An 18,459-nucleotide genomic window follows, 5' to 3' on the forward strand; every position below is an offset into this window, starting at 1 on the left:
GACACTGACAATATGAACACCCAAGACGACCAGGCTCTGGCCGATGAGTGGGCAGCTGCCCTGGAAGAGACCGGTGATGCCGGGCAGGCCGATATCGATGCCTTGCTGGCCGCCGATTCCGGCAATTCCGCATCCAACCGCCTGCCAATGGAAGAGTTCGGCAGCGTGCCGAAAAACAACGAGCCGGTCACTCTCGACGGCCCGAACCTGGACGTGATCCTCGATATCCCGGTGTCGATTTCCATGGAAGTGGGCAGCACCGACATCAACATCCGCAACTTGCTGCAACTGAACCAGGGGTCGGTGATCGAGCTTGATCGCCTGGCCGGCGAGCCGCTGGACGTGCTGGTCAATGGCACGCTCATCGCCCACGGCGAAGTGGTGGTGGTCAACGAGAAGTTCGGCATCCGCCTGACGGACGTGATCAGCCCAAGCGAACGCATCAAGAAGCTGCGCTGAGTGAAAAAGGTTCTCGGGTTTGTGTTGGCAATGCCGTTCAGTGTGCTGGCGGCCGAACCGGTCGCAACGGCGGCCACGGCTGCTGCGCCGGCGGTGAGCAGCGGCGTGGCGGGCCAACTGACGCAACTGGTGTTCGGCTTGTTGCTGGTGTTGGGGTTGATCTTCCTCCTCGCCTGGTTGCTGCGTCGGGTCCAGCAGGCCGGTCCGGCCGGTAAAGGGCAGGTGATCGAGATTGTCGGCTCCCGCGCGCTGGGGCCTCGCGATCGCCTGATGCTGGTGCAGGTGGGCAACGAGCAGATTCTGTTGGGGCTGAGCCCCGGCAACATCACTGCGCTGCACGTCCTCAAGGAGCCGGTGCAAGTGCCGAGCACCGAGAAGCCAACGCCGGAATTTGCCCAGCGCCTGTTGGAGATGCTGGGTAAAGATCAGAAGGATAAGAAGTAATGGGTGCGCTGCGCATCGTCTTGACGCTGACCCTGATGCTGGCCGCGCCGCTGGCATTCGCCGCCGATCCGTTGTCGATCCCGGCCATCACCCTGGGCACCAATGCGCAGGGTGCGCAGGAATACTCGGTCAGCCTGCAAATCCTGCTGATCATGACCGCGCTGAGTTTTATCCCGGCGTTTGTCATGCTGATGACCAGTTTCACCCGGATCATCATTGTCTTCTCGATCCTGCGTCAGGCCCTGGGCCTGCAGCAGACACCGTCGAACCAGATCCTCACCGGCATGGCGCTGTTCCTGACCCTGTTCATCATGGCGCCGGTGTTCGACCGGGTGAACCAGGACGCCTTGCAGCCGTATCTGGCGGAAAAGCTGACGGCCCAGGATGCGGTTGCCAAGGCCCAGGTGCCGATCAAGAACTTCATGCTCGCCCAGACCCGCACCAGCGATCTGGAGCTGTTCATGCGCCTGTCCAAACGCACTGACATCGCGACGCCGGATCAGGCGCCGTTGACCATCCTGGTGCCGGCCTTCGTGACCTCTGAGCTGAAAACGGCGTTCCAGATCGGCTTCATGATCTTCATTCCGTTCCTGATCATCGACCTGGTCGTGGCCAGTGTGTTGATGGCCATGGGTATGATGATGCTCTCGCCGCTGATCATTTCCCTGCCGTTCAAGATCATGTTGTTCGTGCTGGTCGATGGCTGGGCGCTGATCATCGGCACACTGGCCAGCAGCTTCGGCGGTGTCTCGCCATGACCCCGGAAGTTGCGGTCGATATCTTCCGCGAAGCGCTGTGGCTGACCACCATGATGGTGGCGGTGCTGGTGATTCCGAGTCTGCTGGTCGGCCTGCTGGTGGCGATGTTCCAGGCCGCCACCCAGATCAACGAACAGACCCTGAGCTTCCTGCCGCGTTTGCTGGTGATGCTGGTAACCCTGATCGTGGCCGGCCCGTGGCTGGTGCAGACCTTCATGGAATACATCCTGCAGTTGTACGGCAGCATTCCTCATGTCATCGGCTGAACCATGTCGCTGCTAGCGCTGACCGATACCCAGATCAGCACCTGGGTGGCGACGTTCATGCTGCCGCTGTTTCGCGTCGGCGCCTTGCTGATGGTCATGCCGGTGTTCGGCACGACCCTGCTGCCCCGGCGCATCCGCCTGTACTTCGCGTTGGCCATTACCGTGGTCATCGCGCCGGGCCTGCCGCCCATGCCACCGGTCAATGCCCTGGATTTGAGCGGGCTGTTGCTGATTGCCGAGCAGATTCTCATCGGCGCGGTAATGGGTTTTTCCTTGCAGCTGTTCTTCCAGGCCTTTGTGGTCGCCGGGCAAATCGTCGCCATCCAGATGGGCATGGGCTTCGCCTCCATGGTTGACCCGACCAACGGTGTATCGACGGCGGTGATCGGGCAGTTTTTCACCATGCTGGTGACGCTGCTGTTCCTGTCCATGAACGGTCATCTGGTGGTGTTCGAGGTCCTCACCGAGAGTTTCACCACGTTGCCGGTGGGGGGGGGGCTGATGGTCAATCACTATTGGGAACTGGCCGGCAAGCTCGGCTGGGTACTCGGTTCGGCGTTATTGCTGGTGCTGCCGGCGATCACCGCGTTGCTGGTGGTCAACATCGCGTTTGGCGTCATGACCCGGGCGGCACCGCAACTCAATATTTTCTCTATCGGCTTCCCGCTGACCCTGGTGCTTGGGCTGTTCATTGTCTGGGTCGGGTTGGCGGACATTCTCAACCAGTATCAACCGCTGGCCACCGAGGCCTTGCAGTTGTTACGCGAACTGGCACGGGCGAGCTGAGCCATGGCCGAGAGCGAAAGCGGTCAGGACAAAACAGAAGACCCCACGGAGAAGCGCAAGCGGGACTCCCGTGAAAAGGGTGAGATCGCGCGTTCCAAGGAGCTCAACACCCTGGCGATCATGCTGGTCGGTGCCTCGGCGCTGCTGATTTTTGGCGGCGCCATGGCGCAGGACATGATGGAACTGATGCGCATCAATTTCTCGCTGCCGCGGGAAGTGATCCTGGATCAACGCTCCATGGCCACCTACCTGATGCGCTCGGGGCAAATTGCCCTGTGGTCGATCCAGCCGGTGATGATTGCGTTGGTGCTGGCCGCCATCATCGGTCCGATTTCCCTGGGTGGCTGGCTGTTCGCGGCGGGTTCCATGGCGCCCAAATTCAGCCGCTTGAACCCCGGCCCCGGCCTCAAGCGCATGTTCTCCACCAAGTCGCTGGTCGAACTGCTCAAGGCCCTGGCCAAGTTCATCATCATCCTGTTCGTGGCGCTGGCGGTATTGTCGTCGGACATCGATGACCTGCTGCGCATCGCCCATGAGCCCGTGGACATGGCGATCATTCACAGCCTGCAAGTCGTGGGCTGGAGCACCTTGTGGATGGCGTGCGGGCTGATCCTGATCGCTGCGGTGGACGTGCCGGTGCAGCTCTGGGAAAGCCACAAGAAACTGCTGATGACCAAGCAGGAAGTGCGCGACGAGCACAAGGACCAGGAGGGGCGGCCGGAGGTCAAGCAGCGGATTCGACAACTGCAACGCGAGATGTCCCAGCGACGGATGATGGCGGCCATTCCCGAGGCCGACGTGGTCATCACCAACCCGACCCACTACGCCGTGGCCCTCAAGTACGACCCGGAAAAGGGTAATGCGCCGGTATTGCTGGCCAAGGGTAGTGACTTCCTGGCCCTGAAGATCCGCGAGATCGCGGCGGCCAATGAGATTTTGCTGCTGGAATCGCCGGCGCTGGCGCGGTCGATTTACTACTCCACCGAGCTTGAGCAGGAGATTCCGGGTGGGTTGTATCTGGCGGTTGCGCAGGTGTTGGCTTACGTTTATCAGATTCGACAGTACCGGGTGGGTAAGGGCAAGCGACCGGATCCGCTCAAGGATGATCTGCCGATTCCGCCGGATTTGCGGCGGGATTCCTGATGCGATTAAGCGCTGGAAAGATCGCGGCCTTCGACAGCTTCTACAAGTAATACGTGCATCTGGAGTTGCCGAAGGGGGCGAAATTTTTTCCTGTCATTATGATGGGTCTTGATAGTTTCGAAGCGCGTGATCTCGAATGTATTGTGCTCTTCTGATTAAAGTCTTACCTGCGGCTTCACTCATAATCGTTTTATAAGGTTCTGGTCCGTTACCTTGGGCTTGATGGTGAAAGAAACTGAAACTATCATCGAAGAAATCGGTGCGTAACGTTTCCTGTCCTAGAGCGTTGGTCATCGTTATGGAGGTTTTGGGATTGGGGATACCATTCTTGTCGAATGAGACTCCCTGTTTTTGATGCTGAAAATATTGGGCTGTGGAAAGTTTTGGATCTGTTGTAAATGTTAATGGCTTGATATCGCCAGAGTCTTTTACGGCTTTCTCCAATAGGGCTCCTTCTCTGGTTGATGTCTGTATTTTTTCGGCGACTTGCTTCTTTATGAGCTCGCTTTTATAGCGCATTTTTTTAGGCAGTTTTGATAGTGAAACGCTATTTTGTATTTTATGTAATATTGATTTCTTTAAATAAGTTGGGATGGCAGTCATGAAAGAATACGGGGTGTGCCCATTTCGATCGTGACGGTTGATCGGATCCCCCATGCAATATGCATACGAATTCAATCCACCTCTCCCAAACGGACTCCAACTATCCGGACTGTTAAACCGCATCAAAACCGGATTAAACGCCCGATACCCATTCCCCAGCAAATAATGCCCGGTCACCGGATCCGGCCGTTCACCGTTGAAACCAAGCAGGCTGAGTAGCCCGTTCTCGTCAGGGCGATGGCCATAGGGTGAATAGGCAATGGGTTGAGTTGGACGATCCGCCTTGAGCGTCTGTAACACCGAGCGCTGCTGATCGGTGACCAGTAGCTTGGTATCGGGTATATCACCCTCACTTCGCTGCTGCGCCAACAACTGATCACCGTGCTGAACGATCGAGTAGCGCATCGCCCCCTGTACCTCGGTAGCCAACCTGCTTTTGCAGTAAAAGCGCTGGCGCTCGGGGGTATCTGGCAGTGCGTGGCTGGTCAGTTGATCAAGAGGGTCGTAGTGGTATTGGCAGAGTACGGTCTCGCGCAGCCCGTCCTGAGAGGTGCGGCGGCAGTACCGACCCCATCGCGGGCAAGCCCGGCTCCCACAGGTTTTGTGTTGGTCGTGAGATGGGCGGCAGCGGGGACGGCCTCTTCGCGCAAGCAAAAAGGGGACCAAGCAAAAAGGAGCAAAAAGAGCAAAAAGGGGACAGAGCAAAAAGAGAGCAAAAAGGGGACGCCCATTAGCCGGTCTCAAGTCAAGGCTAATGGGTGTCCACTTTTTCCTTTAACCATGACCCGAGATCGGTTAATGGGTGCCTCCTTTTTCTATGGCTCGCTTCACTAAGCGGTCGAAGCTATCCCCCCCGGACTTGATTGTTGGAGGCGCTTGGTGAGCCAGATCTACTAGGGAAAAGTTGCTCTTCATAATGGGGTGGAGCGCCACTCGTGTAATTAAGAACATTATTCCTGTTGAAGCGTTTGATTCTTATCTCGGTAACTCGCAAAGCCTCGTCGTTCAGGAATTGGTTGGCTCTATCGAGGGTCTTATTAGCATTGGCTAGTGTGTTGTCGTTTAGTAAATATTTATTTTTATGTCTAAGTTCACGAAGGACCTCGACATGCTTGTATACATCTGCCGTGGTTTCGAGGTAGATACGGTGTATTGTTTCAGTATCGGTTATTTTAAACCCGGGATTTTCAAGATATCTGAATTCTAGACCTATACGCTGCAGCTGCGAATTGATAGTCTGTTCAATTAAAATCTTTTCGGGTGAGGTGCCTTGGGCTGCCGCCACTTTTCTTAACTCTTTTGTGGTGTTAAAATTTACTTTTTTTGTCCGGCGTAATGAATCTATTGTGTTTTGTGCTATTGGGGTTGTGTTCCGTGACATAACGTTAACAAGGTTTTTTATAAATCCATGTCCTGTCGGATCCGCCCTGTTGATAGGGTCTCCTGCGCAATACGCATACGCATTCAACCCTCCCTTCCCAAACGGACTCAAACTGTCCGGACTATTGAATCGCATCAACACCGGATTAAACGCACGATACCCATTCCCCAACAAACAACACCCAGTCACCGGATCCGGTCGTTCACCGTTGAAGCCGAGCAGGCTAAGTAACCCGTTTTCCAGTGGACGATGACCGTAGGGCGAATAGGCGGTGGGCTGAGATGGATGATCCGCCTTAAGCGTACGCAATACCGAGCGCTGCTGATCGGTGGCCAGCAGCGTTGAATCGAGTAAATAACCCTCACTTCGCTGTTGTGCCAACAGCTGGTCGCCATGCTGAACGATCGAATACCTCATCGTCCCATGTATCTCGGTGGCTAGCCTGCTTTTGCAGTAAAAACGCTGGTGGATAGGGGTGTCCGGCTCTAATTGGCTGATCAGGCGATCCAGAGGGTCATAGCTATAGCGGCAGAGCAGGATGGGTTGTGTGGATTCCATGGAGGTCGCTCCAGATTCTCAAAGGGAGGGCGATTGAGTATCGGTCGGTCAGTCGCAGGTGGGTACTAGCAGAACTGATAGGTTCGGTAGTCTTTGTGACGGGTGGGCAGTCCGGAACGCCGCAATTCCTGTGGGAGCGAGCTTGCTCGCGATAGCGCTGGGTCTGCCAACAAGTATGTTTGTTATGCCGATGTCATCGGGAGCAAGCTCGCTCCCACAGGGTTCTCCGTTGTTTTGAAATTTACCCTTTTTCTGAAGCCGCACAGGCTTGCGCCATACGCACAATCCCCCTCCAGGCAAAAGTTGGAAAGCTTCTTGCAGTAGCCGCTCTGCGCCTGCTTCAGGCGTCAAAAGTTTGCTTTAAAGGAACGGGGAAAACCGGTGGATCGCTCTCAGTTAATCAACAGTGCCCGCAGCAACATTGCCGACCTCAGTCGAGGCAATCTGGGCGTGCCGCTGTTGCTGCTGGTCATGCTGGCGATGATGATGTTGCCGGTGCCGCCGTTCCTGCTGGACGTGTTCTTCACCTTCAACATTGCCTTGTCCATCGTCGTGCTGCTGGTGTGCGTTTATGCCTTGCGGCCGCTGGATTTCGCGGTGTTCCCGACCATTTTGCTGGTGGCGACGCTGTTGCGCCTGGCGTTGAACGTGGCCTCCACCCGGGTGGTGATGCTGCACGGCCAGGACGGCCATGCCGCCGCCGGCAAGGTGATCCAGGCCTTCGGCGAGGTGGTGATCGGCGGTAACTACGTGGTTGGTATCGTGGTCTTCGCGATCTTGATGATCATCAACTTCGTCGTGGTGACCAAGGGTGCGGGGCGGATTTCCGAGGTGAGCGCGCGTTTCACCCTTGATGCGATGCCCGGCAAGCAAATGGCGATCGACGCCGATCTCAACGCCGGCCTCATCGATCAGAACCAGGCCAAGCTGCGCCGGATGGAAGTGGCCCAGGAAGCCGAGTTCTACGGTTCCATGGACGGTGCCAGCAAATTCGTTCGTGGCGACGCCATCGCCGGCCTGTTGATCCTGTTCATCAACCTGATCGGCGGCATGGCGGTCGGGATCTTCCAGCACAACATGAACTTTGCCGACGCCGGCAAGGTGTACGCGCTGTTGACCATCGGTGACGGTTTGGTGGCGCAATTGCCATCACTGTTGTTATCGACAGCTGCAGCGATCATGGTGACCCGAGCTTCCGGTTCGGAAGACATGGGCAAGCAAATCAATCGCCAGATGTTCGCCTCGCCCAAGGCGCTGGCGGTGGCGGCGGGGTTGATGGCGGTCATGGGGCTGGTGCCCGGCATGCCGCACTTCTCGTTCCTGAGCATGGCGGCCCTGGCGGCCGGTGGCGCTTACCTGTTCTGGAAAAAGCAGAACGTCGCCAAGGTTCAGGCCCTGCAAGAGGTCAAGCGCCAGCAGGAACTGCTGCCGTCGCCGGCCCGCGCCCAGGAAACCAAGGAGCTTGGCTGGGATGACGTGACGCCGATCGACATGATCGGCCTGGAAGTGGGTTATCGCCTGATTCCGCTGGTGGACCGCAACCAGGGCGGCCAGTTGCTGGCGCGGATCAAGGGTGTGCGCAAGAAGCTGTCCCAGGATCTGGGCTTCCTGATGCCGACCGTGCATATCCGCGACAACCTCGACCTGGCGCCAAGCGCCTATCGCCTGACCCTCATGGGGGTGATCCTGGCCGAGGCGGAGATCTACCCGGATCGCGAGCTGGCGATCAATCCGGGGCAGGTCTACGGCACGCTCAACGGCATTACCGCCAAAGATCCGGCTTTCGGCCTGGAGGCGGTCTGGATCGAAATCAGCCAGCGCGCCCAGGCGCAATCCCTCGGTTATACGGTGGTCGATGCCAGTACAGTAGTGGCTACCCACTTGAACCAGATACTCTACAAGCATTCCAGTGAACTGATCGGTCACGAAGAAGTGCAGCAACTCATGCAATTGCTGGCCAAAAGTTCGCCAAAACTGGCCGAAGAGCTGGTGCCGGGTGTGGTTTCGCTGTCGCAACTGCTCAAGGTGCTGCAAGCGCTGCTGGCCGAACAAGTGCCTGTGCGCGATATCCGCAGCATTGCCGAGGCGATCGCCAACAATGCCGCCAAGAGTCAAGATACCGCCGCGCTGGTGGCTGCCGTGCGGGTTGGCGTATCCCGCGCAATCGTCCAAAGCATTGTAGGCACTGAGTCGGAGCTGCCAGTCATCACGCTGGAGCCAAGGTTGGAACAGATATTGCTCAATAGTCTGCAGAAGGCAGGACAAGGCTCGGAAGAGGGCGTTCTGCTGGAGCCAAGCATGGCTGAGAAGCTGCAACGTTCTTTGATCGACGCGGCGCAGCGTCAGGAGATGCAAGGTCAGCCGGTGATTCTGCTGGTGGCTGGTCCGGTTCGCGCGATGCTCTCGCGATTTGGCCGGCTCGCAGTCCCGGGTTTGCATGTGTTGGCTTACCAGGAAATCCCTGACAACAAGCAAGTGACCATCGTTGCGACAGTAGGGCCCAACGGCTGAGGTAGTGGTTTATGCAAGTTAAGCGTTTTTTCGCCGCCGATATGCGTCAGGCCATGAAGCTGGTTCGCGACGAGCTGGGCGCTGATGCGGCCATTATTGGCAACCGCCGGATCGCCGGGGGTGTCGAGCTGACGGCTGCGCTGGATTACAAGCTGTCGGCGCTGGCGCCGCGGGTTCCGAACATGGAGCTCGAAGACGAGCTGCGCAAGACTCAGTCGCGGATCGTCACCGCCCAGGCCGAATTGAGCCTGCGTGGCGATGGCGAGAGCGACAATGCCACCAATCGCCAGTTGTTCGCCGGCTTGCCGTTGACCGCCGCCGAGCCGCTGATCGAGCCGACCTACGCCGAACCCCGTCGCCCCGCGCCGGCCGCTGCGCCAACGTCCGGTGGCGTGGATCCACGTGCGTTCGACTCGATGCGTTTCGAACTCAACAGCCTGCGCGAACTGATGGAAGTCCAGTTGGGCTCCCTGGCCTGGAATCAGCTGCAAGGCAGCCGTCCGGACCAGGCCAACCTCTGGCGTCGCCTGCAACGCATCGGCCTGTCCGGTCCGCTGTCGCGTGACCTGCTGGCGATGATCACCGATATCGAAGAGCCTCGTCAGGCCTGGCGCATGTTGCTGGCGCACCTGGCGCGCATGATCGTTACTCCGGAAGTCGAGCCGCTGGAAGAGGGCGGTGTGATCGCCATGGTCGGCCCTGCCGGCATGGGCAAGACCACCACCCTGGCCAAGCTGGCCGCCCGTTACGTGCTCAAGTATGGCGCGCAGAACATTGCGCTGGTGAGCATGGACAGCTTCCGCATCGGTGCCCAGGAGCAGCTCAAGACCCTGGGGCGCATTCTCAATGTGCCGGTGACCCACGTCGATCCGGGCCAGTCCCTGGTGCAGGCCCTGGAGCCATTGCTGCGCAAACGCGTGGTGCTGATCGATACTGCCGGCCTGCAGGCCAGCGATCCGGCCCTGCGCATGCAGCTCGAAAGCCTGGCCGGTCGTGGCATCCGCTCGAAAAATTATCTGGTCCTGGCAACCACCAGCCAGAAACAGGTTCTAACGGCCGCTTATCACAGTTACAAGCGTTGTGGGCTCGCAGGCTGCATCCTGACTAAACTGGATGAAACGGCAAGTCTGGGCGAGGTGTTGAGCCTTGCCATCAGTCATGAACTGCCGGTGGCTTACCTGACCGATGGCCCGCGGATCCCGGATGATTTGCATCTGCCGCGTCGTCACCAGTTGGTCAGCCGCGCCGTGAGCGTGCAAATGCAGGAAGAACCCAGCGAAGAAGCCATGGCTGACATGTTCGCTGACATCTACCACAGCCCGACCAAGCAGGTTGGCTGAGGTAAAAATGAACAGTTTTTGTACCTACATCGATGGTCTGCCATGCATTGTTCCGTTTGTGAACGCGCAGCCAGTAATGTGGCCTCCGTCTATGCAAGACAAGGTAAAGAAATAACATGGGCAGCATGCATCCCGTACAGGTGATCGCGGTGACCGGCGGCAAAGGTGGCGTCGGGAAAACTAATGTGTCAGTGAACTTGTCCCTGGCTTTGGCCGAGCTTGGCCGGCGCGTCATGCTGTTGGACGCCGACCTGGGACTGGCGAACGTCGACGTTCTGCTGGGCCTGACACCCAAACGTACCCTGGCCGACGTGATCGAAGGCCGCTGCGAACTGCGCGATGTACTGCTGCAGGGACCCGGCGGCATCCGTATCGTTCCGGCCGCATCCGGCACTCAGAGCATGGTGCATCTGAGCCCCGCGCAACACGCCGGCCTGATCCAGGCCTTCAGTGATATCGGCGACAACCTCGACGTATTGGTGATCGACACCGCTGCGGGCATTGGTGAGTCGGTAGTCAGTTTCGTCCGTGCAGCCCAGGAAGTGCTGCTGGTGGTGTGCGACGAGCCGACCTCGATCACCGATGCCTACGCCTTGATCAAGTTGCTGAACCGCGACTACGGCATGAACCGCTTCCGCGTCCTGGCCAATATGGCCCAGAGCCCGCAGGAAGGACGCAACCTGTTCGCCAAGTTGACCAAGGTCACGGATCGCTTCCTCGACGTCGCCCTACAATACGTCGGTGCGGTGCCTTACGACGAAAGCGTGCGCAAGGCCGTGCAGAAGCAACGCGCCGTCTACGAGGCCTTCCCGCGTTCCAAGTGCTCGCTGGCGTTCAAGGCCATCGCGCAGAAGGTCGATACCTGGCCGCTGCCTGCCAACCCGCGCGGGCACCTGGAGTTTTTCGTCGAGCGGCTCGTGCAGCAGACAGCAGGACCTGTTCTATGACAGCCAGCGGCTACAACCTCTACAAGAAGTCGGCACGTGATGCGCAGTACGAGCTGATCGAGCGTTACGCGCCGCTGGTTAAACGCATTGCCTACCACTTGCTGGCGCGTTTGCCGGCCAGTGTCCAGGTCGAAGACCTGATCCAGGCCGGGATGATCGGCCTGCTTGAAGTGTCGACCAAATATGACGCCAGCAAAGGCGCCAGTTTCGAGACGTACGCGGGCATACGAATCCGCGGCGCCATGCTCGATGAAGTGCGCAAGGGGGATTGGGCGCCACGTTCGGTTCACCGCAATACGCGCATGGTCAGCGATGCCATTCGCTCGATTGAAGCTAAAACCGGCCGTGACGCTAAAGATCACGAAGTTGCGGCCGAACTCCAATTGAGTCTCGACGATTACTACGGGATTTTGAACGACACCCTGGGCAGCCGGCTGTTCAGTTTCGACGACCTGTTGCAGGACGGCGAACATGAAGGGCTGCACGAGGATGGCGCGAGTGCTCATCTCGAGCCGTCACGCGACCTGGAGGATGAACGCTTCCAGGCTGCGCTGGCGGATGCGATTGCCAATTTGCCGGAGCGTGAGCGACTGGTGTTGGCGCTGTACTACGACGAAGAGTTGAACCTCAAGGAAATCGGTGAGGTCCTGGGGGTCAGCGAATCGCGGGTCAGCCAGTTACACAGCCAGTGCGCGGCCCGTTTGCGGGGGCGTTTGGGGGAGTGGCGAGCGCGCTGAAGGCAGTGTGGGGACACTGCGAACGAGGCTGGTGTGGTGTTGAACTGCGCCGGTCGCGATCTGTTGTGCTCCAGACAGTCATTGAGTGCTTTGCCGGATTGATTGAAATGGCGCGTCCAGGTGCTGGGCGCGTTTAAGACTGCTTGGAGGTCGAATTGGACAAGAACATGAAAATCCTCATCGTTGATGACTTCTCAACGATGCGGCGGATCATCAAGAACCTGCTGCGTGACCTTGGGTTCACCAACACCGTCGAGGCCGACGATGGCACTACCGCCATTCCGGTGCTCAACAGCGGAAGCATCGACTTTCTGGTAACGGACTGGAACATGCCTGGCATGACCGGTATCGATCTGCTGCGCCACGTGCGTGCCGATGAAAAGCTCAAGCACCTGCCGGTACTGATGGTGACCGCTGAAGCCAAGCGCGAGCAGATCATCGAAGCGGCCCAGGCCGGCGTTAACGGCTATGTGGTCAAGCCCTTCACGGCCCAGGCGTTGAAAGAAAAAATCGAGAAGATTTTCGAACGCATCGGTTGATGAGTGCGCCACGGGGGAGCTATGGGCAATAACGAAACTTCATTGGGCGATTTTGAATCGACCCTGAAAAAACACGCCGTCGAATTGGTCGCGAGCCTTGAAAAGGGCAAGTTCGGCGACGCGGTGCAATTGATCCATGAGCTCAACCAGACCCGTGACCGCGGCCTGTATCAGGAAGTGGGCAAGCTCACTCGCGAACTGCATAGCGCGATCGTCAATTTCCAGATTGACCCGCACATGCCGCAAGCCGAAGAAGTGTCGCAGATCACCGACGCCACCGAGCGTCTGGGGTATGTGGTCAAGCTGACCGAGGCCGCGGCCAACCGCACCATGGATCTGGTGGAAAGTGCCACGCCGCTGGTCAATGGCCTGGCCGATGAAGCCAAGGTGTTGAGCGCGGACTGGGGGCGTTTCATGCGTCGCGAAGTCGGCGCCGAAGAGTTTCGTGAACTGGCCCGGCGGGTCGACGGGTTCCTGACGCGCAGCGTCACGGACAATCGCGCGGTGTCGGGCAACCTCAACGACATCCTGCTCGCCCAGGATTACCAGGACCTCACGGGCCAGGTGATCAAGCGTGTGACCCAGTTGGTCACCGAAGTTGAAAGCAACCTGCTCAAGCTCGTGCTGATGGCCAGTCAGGTGGACCGCTTTGCGGGCATCGAACATGACCGTGAAGCGATGCTTGCTGAAAAAGATCCACAAAAACATCTCTCTCAGGGTGAAGGTCCGCAGATTCATGCCGATAAAAGAGAAGACGTTGTGTCCGGTCAGGACGATGTGGACGATTTGTTATCCAGCCTGGGATTTTAGAGTTTTAGAATTTTAGGTTTTTTGGGTTTTTAGACCTGTAGGAGCACCCCCTTAATGAGCTTCGGCGCCGATGAAGAGATCCTTCAGGATTTCCTGGTTGAGGCCGGCGAGATTCTAGAGCAACTGTCCGAGCAACTGGTCGAGCTGGAAAGCCGTCCGGATGATGCGGATCTGCTCAATGCAATTTTTCGCGGTTTTCACACTGTAAAAGGGGGCGCCGGCTTCCTCCAGCTCAACGAGCTGGTGGAGTGCTGCCACATCGCCGAGAACGTGTTCGACATCCTGCGCAAGGGTGAGCGTCGCGTCGACTCGGAACTGATGGACGTGGTTCTCGAAGCGCTGGACGCGGTGAACAGCATGTTCAGCGAAGTCCGCGAACGCAGCCCGATCACGGCCGCGACACCGGAACTGCTCGCGGCGCTGGCCCGTCTGGCCGAGCCGCAATCGGCTGACGAGGTGGCTGCGGCACCTGTCGCCGCCGTGGTCGAAGCGCCTGTGGCTGAAGCCGAATCGGGCGATATCACCGACAATGAATTCGAACAGCTGCTGGATTCGCTGAACGCAGTAAAGGCCCAGGCCGAGGCCCCGGCGGCTGCTCCAGCGCCTGCCAGCAATGCCGCCGGCAGCGATGAAATCACCGATGCCGAGTTCGAGTCGTTGCTCGATCAGTTGCACGGTAAAGGCCAGTTCGCCATCGATGCAGTGGTCCCGGCGTCCGCTGCGCCAGAAGCCCCGAAAGCGGCCGGCGACAGTTCCGATATTACGGACGACGAATTCGAAGCACTGCTCGACCAGTTGCACGGCAAGGGTAACTTTGCTGTCGAGGCTTTGGAGTCGGCCATTGCTTCGGTGCCTGCACCCGCGGCACCAAGCGCGATGGCGGCCGGCAGCGATCTGATTTCCGATCACGAGTTCGAAGCGCTGCTCGACGAATTGCACGGCAAAGGCAAGTTCACTGAAGTCGGCACAGCGACTGCGGTCAGCGGTTCGAGCGCTTCCGTTGCGGCACCGGCAGCCAAGGCTGCAGCGCCGAAACCCGTGGCCAAGGCTCCTGAGCCAAAAGCCGAAACACCGGCCCCTGTGCCCGCCGCTGCACCGGCTGCTGCCCGTGCCCCGGCCGCGCCACCGGCGGAAAAACCGGCGAGCGAAGCCGAGACCACCGTGCGTGTCGATACCGCGCGTCTCGACGAGATCATGAACATGGTCGGCGAGTTGGTGCTGGTGCGTAACCGCCTGGTCCGCCTGGGCCTCAACAGCGGCGACGAAGCCATGTCCAAGGCCGTGTCGAACCTCGACGTGGTCACCGCCGACCTGCAGACCGCGGTCATGAAGACCCGGATGCAACCGATCAAGAAAGTCTTCGGGCGCTTCCCGCGCCTGGTTCGAGACCTGGCTCGCCAGCTCAAGAAAGAGATCAACCTGGAACTGGTCGGCGAAGAAACCGATCTCGACAAGAACCTCGTCGAGGCCCTGGCCGACCCGCTGGTCCACTTGGTGCGCAACGCGGTCGACCACGGCATCGAGTCGCCGGAAGAACGTGAAGCCTCGGGCAAGACCCGGGGCGGCAAGGTGATTTTGGCGGCCGAGCAGGAGGGCGATCACATCCTGTTGTCGATCTCCGATGACGGCAAAGGCATGGACCCGAATGTCCTGCGTTCCATCGCGGTAAAACGCGGTGTGATGGACAAGGATGCCGCCGATCGCCTGAGCGACACCGAATGCTACAACCTGATCTTCGCCCCGGGTTTCTCGACCAAGACCGAGATCTCCGACGTATCGGGTCGCGGCGTGGGCATGGACGTGGTGAAAACCAAGATTTCCCAGCTCAACGGTTCGATCAACATCTACTCGGCCAAGGGCCAGGGTTCGAAGATCGTCATCAAGGTGCCGCTGACCCTGGCGATCATGCCGACGCTGATGGTCATGCTCGGCAACCAGGCGTTCGCGTTCCCGCTGGTGAACGTCAACGAGATCTTCCACCTCGACCTGTCGACCACCAACGTCGTGGACGGCCAGGAAGTGGTGATCGTGCGGGACAAGGCGCTGCCATTGTTCTATCTCAAACGCTGGCTGGTCAGCTCCGCCGCTCACGAAGAGCAGCGCGAGGGCCATGTGGTGATCCTCTCGGTGGGCACGCAGCGGATCGGCTTTGTCGTCGATCAACTGGTGGGCCAGGAAGAAGTGGTCATCAAGCCATTGGGCAAAATGCTCCAGGGAACTCCGGGCATGTCCGGCGCCACCATCACCGGTGACGGCCGCATCGCGCTGATTCTCGATGTTCCGAGCATGCTCAAGCGTTACGCCACACGGCGTATTTGATTCTGGTGGAGCGGGGCGCCTGGCCTCGCTCCATCTAATGGAGTGTTTATGGCAGTCAAAGTCCTGGTGGTGGACGATTCGGGGTTTTTCCGCCGCCGCGTCTCGGAAATTCTTTCAGCGGATTCCAATATCCAGGTCGTCGGCACGGCGACCAACGGCAAAGAGGCGATTGATCAGGCGCTGGCCCTCAAGCCCGACGTGATCACTATGGACTACGAGATGCCGATGATGGACGGCATCACCGCCGTGCGGCACATCATGCAACGCTGTCCGACCCCGGTCCTGATGTTCTCCTCGCTGACCCACGAAGGCGCGCGGGTCACCCTCGATGCGCTGGATGCCGGCGCGGTGGACTTCCTGCCGAAGAATTTCGAAGACATCTCGCGCAACCCCGAGAAGGTCAAGCAACTGCTGTGCGAGAAGATCCTGAGCATCTCGCGCAGCAATCGTCGCATCAGCACTTACAGCGCTCCGGCCCCTGTGTCCGCACCTGCTCCAGCACCTGCGCCTTCGAGCATCGGCAGTTACGGCAGCAGCGCGCCCGTGCGTCCGGCACCGGCACCGATCCCTGCGCGTACCCATGGGGCCACCGCGTCGTCGCCCGCGCCGAAACGCAAAGCCTACAAGTTGGTCGCCATCGGTACGTCCACCGGCGGCCCGGTCGCCCTGCAGCGGGTCTTGACCCAACTGCCGGCCAACTTCCCGGCCCCGATCGTGCTGGTCCAACACATGCCGGCCGCCTTCACCAAGGCCTTCGCCGAGCGCCTGGACAAGCTGTGCCGCATCAGCGTCAAGGAAGCCGAGGATGGCGACATCCTGCGTCCGGGCCTGGCGCTGCTGGCACCGGGTGGCAAGCAGATGATGATCGACGGCCGCGGCGCGGTGAAAATCCTCCCGGGTGACGAGCGTCTTAATTACAAGCCGTGCGTGGACATCACCTTCGGTTCGGCAGCCAAGACCTACGGTGACAAAGTTCTGGCGGTGGTCCTGACCGGCATGGGCGCCGACGGTCGCGAAGGCGCGCGCCTGCTCAAGCAGGGCGGCAGTTCGATCTGGGCACAGGACGAAGCCAGTTGCGTGATCTACGGCATGCCGATGGCCATCGTCAAAGCCGAGCTCGCCGACGCGGTGTACAGCCTGGACGACATTGGCAAGCACCTGGTCGAGGCCTGTATCTGATGGATGTTCTAAGCCTGATTGGCATCATCATGGCCTTTGTCGCGATCATCGGCGGCAACTACCTTGAAGGCGGTCACCTCGGCGCCCTGGCCAACGGCCCGGCAGCGCTGATCGTGCTTGGCGGCACCATTGGCGCCGCGCTGCTGCAATCGCCGATGAGCGCCTTCAAGCGCGCCATGCAGATCCTCGCCTGGATCCTGTTCCCGCCCCGTGTCGACCTGGCCGGTGGCATCGACCGCGTGGTGAACTGGAGCCTGACCGCCCGCAAGGAAGGCCTGCTGGGCCTTGAAGGCATCGCCGACGCCGAGCCCGACAACTACGCGCGCAAAGGCCTGCAATTACTGGTTGACGGCGCCGAGCCGGAAGCGATCCGCAGCATTCTGGAAGTGGATTTCTACACCCAGGAAAGCCGCGATGTCGAAGCCGCGAAGGTCTTCGAAAGCATGGGCGGTTACGCGCCGACCATCGGCATCATCGGTGCGGTGATGGGGCTGATTCACGTCATGGGCAACCTGGGCGATCCGTCGCAATTGGGTAGCGGCATCGCCGTGGCCTTCGTCGCCACCATCTACGGCGTGGCCAGTGCCAACCTGGTGCTGCTGCCGATCGCCGCCAAACTCAAATCCATTGCGTTGCGCCAGTCGCGTTATCGCGAAATGTTGCTGGAAGGGCTCCTGTCGATCGCCGAAGGTGAAAACCCACGCTCCATTGAGTTGAAGCTTCAGGGCTTCATGGATTAAGGGAATAAGCTCATGGCTCGTCGTCGCCAGCATGATGAACACGTCAATCACGAACGCTGGCTGGTTTCCTACGCCGACTTCATCACCCTGCTGTTCGCCTTTTTCGTGGTGATGTACTCGATCTCTTCGATCAACGAAGGCAAGTACAAGGTCATTTCCGAAGCGCTGATCGGGGTCTTCACCGATTCCGATCGTTCGCTCAAACCGATCCCCATCGGTGACGAGCGGCCGAAGACCGTGACCCCGGCCAAGCCGCTGGTCAAGGACAGTGATCAGGTCGATGCCGGTGTTGCCGGTGCCAGTGATCCCCTCAAAAGCATTGCCGACGACATCAGTGCCGCGTTCGGTGACCTGATCAGCTCCAACCAGATGACTGTGCGCGGCAACGAGTTGTGGGTCGAGATCGAGCTCAATTCCAGCCTGTTGTTCGGCAGCGGCGACGCCATGCCCAGCGACATCGCGTTCAACATCATCGACAAGGTCGCGGCGATCCTGAAGCCGTTCGACAACCCGATCCATGTCGAAGGTTTCACCGACGATCAGCCGATTCGCACCGCGCAGTACCCGACCAACTGGGAGCTGTCCTCGGCCCGCTCGGCCAGCATCGTGCGCATGCTGGCGATGCAGGGGGTGAACCCCGGTCGCCTGGCTTCGGTGGGCTACGGCGAGTTTCAGCCGGTGGCCAACAACACCACCGCTGAAGGCCGCGCCCGCAACCGTCGCGTGGTGTTGGTGGTGTCACGCAACCTCGATGTTCGCCGCAGCCTGACCGGCACCGGAACCGCCCATGCGCAACCGGATGCCGCATTGAAGCGTGCTGGCACACAAACTGCACCGACCCCGGTCAAGTCGCCGGTACGAGAGAACGCCGTCAATTCTCCGTCACCCGCATTAACACGTTGAGCTATTTCTCGGTCGATCCGGTCGGCCGGGAGGAAC

General features: G+C 59.3%; 18 protein-coding genes. 16 read left to right on the plus strand and 2 right to left on the minus strand.

All coding sequences use genetic code 11. From position 1 onward, the window contains the following. Nucleotides 1–12: 12 nt before the first annotated feature. From fliN to flhB, 6 genes are read left to right on the plus strand one after another with little or no spacing between them, the layout of a single operon-like run. Entirely contained in the window at nt 13–459 is a 447-nt protein-coding gene (gene fliN / locus AABM52_RS07810) for a flagellar motor switch protein FliN (RefSeq protein WP_347911194.1), read from the plus strand. Continuing rightward, nucleotides 460–903: a flagellar biosynthetic protein FliO gene (fliO, locus tag AABM52_RS07815; protein ID WP_347911195.1), complete on the plus strand. Its 444-nt coding sequence runs from the start codon at nt 460–462 to the stop codon at nt 901–903. Further along, nucleotides 903–1,661 carry a flagellar type III secretion system pore protein FliP gene (gene fliP / locus AABM52_RS07820; protein WP_008052881.1) on the plus strand — a complete coding sequence of 253 codons (759 nt, stop codon included), beginning with the start codon at nt 903–905 and terminating at the stop codon, nt 1,659–1,661. Before fliO ends, fliP begins: the two co-directional genes overlap by 1 nt. Continuing rightward, entirely contained in the window at nt 1,658–1,927 is a 270-nt protein-coding gene (gene fliQ, locus AABM52_RS07825) for a flagellar biosynthesis protein FliQ (RefSeq protein ID WP_347911196.1), read from the plus strand. Before fliP ends, fliQ begins: the two co-directional genes overlap by 4 nt. A gap of 3 nt (nt 1,928–1,930) precedes the next feature. Then, nucleotides 1,931–2,713, plus strand: a complete 783-nt coding sequence (gene fliR, locus AABM52_RS07830; protein WP_347911197.1) for a flagellar biosynthetic protein FliR — start codon at nt 1,931–1,933, stop codon at nt 2,711–2,713. Nucleotides 2,714–2,716: 3 nt separating this feature from the next. After that, on the plus strand, nt 2,717–3,856 hold the full coding sequence (flhB, locus tag AABM52_RS07835) for a flagellar biosynthesis protein FlhB (RefSeq protein WP_347911198.1): 1,140 nt from the start codon (nt 2,717–2,719) through the stop codon (nt 3,854–3,856). A gap of 96 nt (nt 3,857–3,952) precedes the next feature. Here flhB and AABM52_RS07840 read toward each other — a convergent pair whose 3' ends face one another. Further along, the gene (locus tag AABM52_RS07840; protein WP_347911199.1) at nt 3,953–4,864 is read right to left on the minus strand and encodes an RHS repeat-associated core domain-containing protein; all 912 of its coding nucleotides are present in this window, start codon (nt 4,862–4,864) and stop codon (nt 3,953–3,955) included. 439 nt (nt 4,865–5,303) lie between these two features. Further along, a complete protein-coding gene (locus tag AABM52_RS07845) occupies nt 5,304–6,398 on the minus strand; it encodes an RHS repeat-associated core domain-containing protein (protein ID WP_347911200.1) in 1,095 nt (364 codons plus the stop codon). A gap of 381 nt (nt 6,399–6,779) precedes the next feature. Between AABM52_RS07845 and flhA the strand changes: the two genes are divergently transcribed. The 10 genes from flhA to motD all read left to right on the plus strand — a co-directional run bounded on the left by flhA (nt 6,780) and on the right by motD (nt 18,423). Further along, nucleotides 6,780–8,909, plus strand: coding sequence for a flagellar biosynthesis protein FlhA (gene flhA, locus AABM52_RS07850; RefSeq protein WP_347911201.1), 2,130 nt, complete (start codon nt 6,780–6,782; stop codon nt 8,907–8,909). An 11-nt stretch (nt 8,910–8,920) separates the two neighbouring features. Then, nucleotides 8,921–10,249, plus strand: coding sequence for a flagellar biosynthesis protein FlhF (flhF, locus tag AABM52_RS07855; RefSeq protein WP_347911202.1), 1,329 nt, complete (start codon nt 8,921–8,923; stop codon nt 10,247–10,249). A 116-nt stretch (nt 10,250–10,365) separates the two neighbouring features. Then, nucleotides 10,366–11,196, plus strand: a complete 831-nt coding sequence (gene fleN / locus AABM52_RS07860) for a flagellar synthesis regulator FleN (protein WP_007975361.1) — start codon at nt 10,366–10,368, stop codon at nt 11,194–11,196. Then, nucleotides 11,193–11,933, plus strand: coding sequence for an RNA polymerase sigma factor FliA (fliA, locus tag AABM52_RS07865; RefSeq protein WP_007894214.1), 741 nt, complete (start codon nt 11,193–11,195; stop codon nt 11,931–11,933). Before fleN ends, fliA begins: the two co-directional genes overlap by 4 nt. A gap of 167 nt (nt 11,934–12,100) precedes the next feature. Next, nucleotides 12,101–12,472, plus strand: coding sequence for a chemotaxis response regulator CheY (locus tag AABM52_RS07870; protein WP_003183998.1), 372 nt, complete (start codon nt 12,101–12,103; stop codon nt 12,470–12,472). 21 nt (nt 12,473–12,493) lie between these two features. Continuing rightward, nucleotides 12,494–13,282 carry a protein phosphatase CheZ gene (locus AABM52_RS07875; protein WP_347911203.1) on the plus strand — a complete coding sequence of 263 codons (789 nt, stop codon included), beginning with the start codon at nt 12,494–12,496 and terminating at the stop codon, nt 13,280–13,282. A gap of 54 nt (nt 13,283–13,336) precedes the next feature. Next, entirely contained in the window at nt 13,337–15,601 is a 2,265-nt protein-coding gene (locus AABM52_RS07880) for a chemotaxis protein CheA (protein ID WP_347911204.1), read from the plus strand. Between the two features lie 48 nt (nt 15,602–15,649). Next, nucleotides 15,650–16,780, plus strand: coding sequence for a chemotaxis response regulator protein-glutamate methylesterase (locus AABM52_RS07885; RefSeq protein ID WP_347911205.1), 1,131 nt, complete (start codon nt 15,650–15,652; stop codon nt 16,778–16,780). Continuing rightward, on the plus strand, nt 16,780–17,520 hold the full coding sequence (locus AABM52_RS07890; protein WP_223467195.1) for a flagellar motor protein: 741 nt from the start codon (nt 16,780–16,782) through the stop codon (nt 17,518–17,520). The genes AABM52_RS07885 and AABM52_RS07890 overlap by 1 nt, the downstream gene beginning before the upstream one ends. A 12-nt stretch (nt 17,521–17,532) precedes the next feature. Further along, nucleotides 17,533–18,423 carry a flagellar motor protein MotD gene (gene motD / locus AABM52_RS07895; RefSeq protein WP_347911206.1) on the plus strand — a complete coding sequence of 297 codons (891 nt, stop codon included), beginning with the start codon at nt 17,533–17,535 and terminating at the stop codon, nt 18,421–18,423. Nucleotides 18,424–18,459: the final 36 nt, after the last annotated feature.

Origin of the sequence: Pseudomonas grandcourensis, from assembly GCF_039909015.1 — a bacterium.
Lineage (GTDB): Bacteria > Pseudomonadota > Gammaproteobacteria > Pseudomonadales > Pseudomonadaceae > Aquipseudomonas > Aquipseudomonas grandcourensis.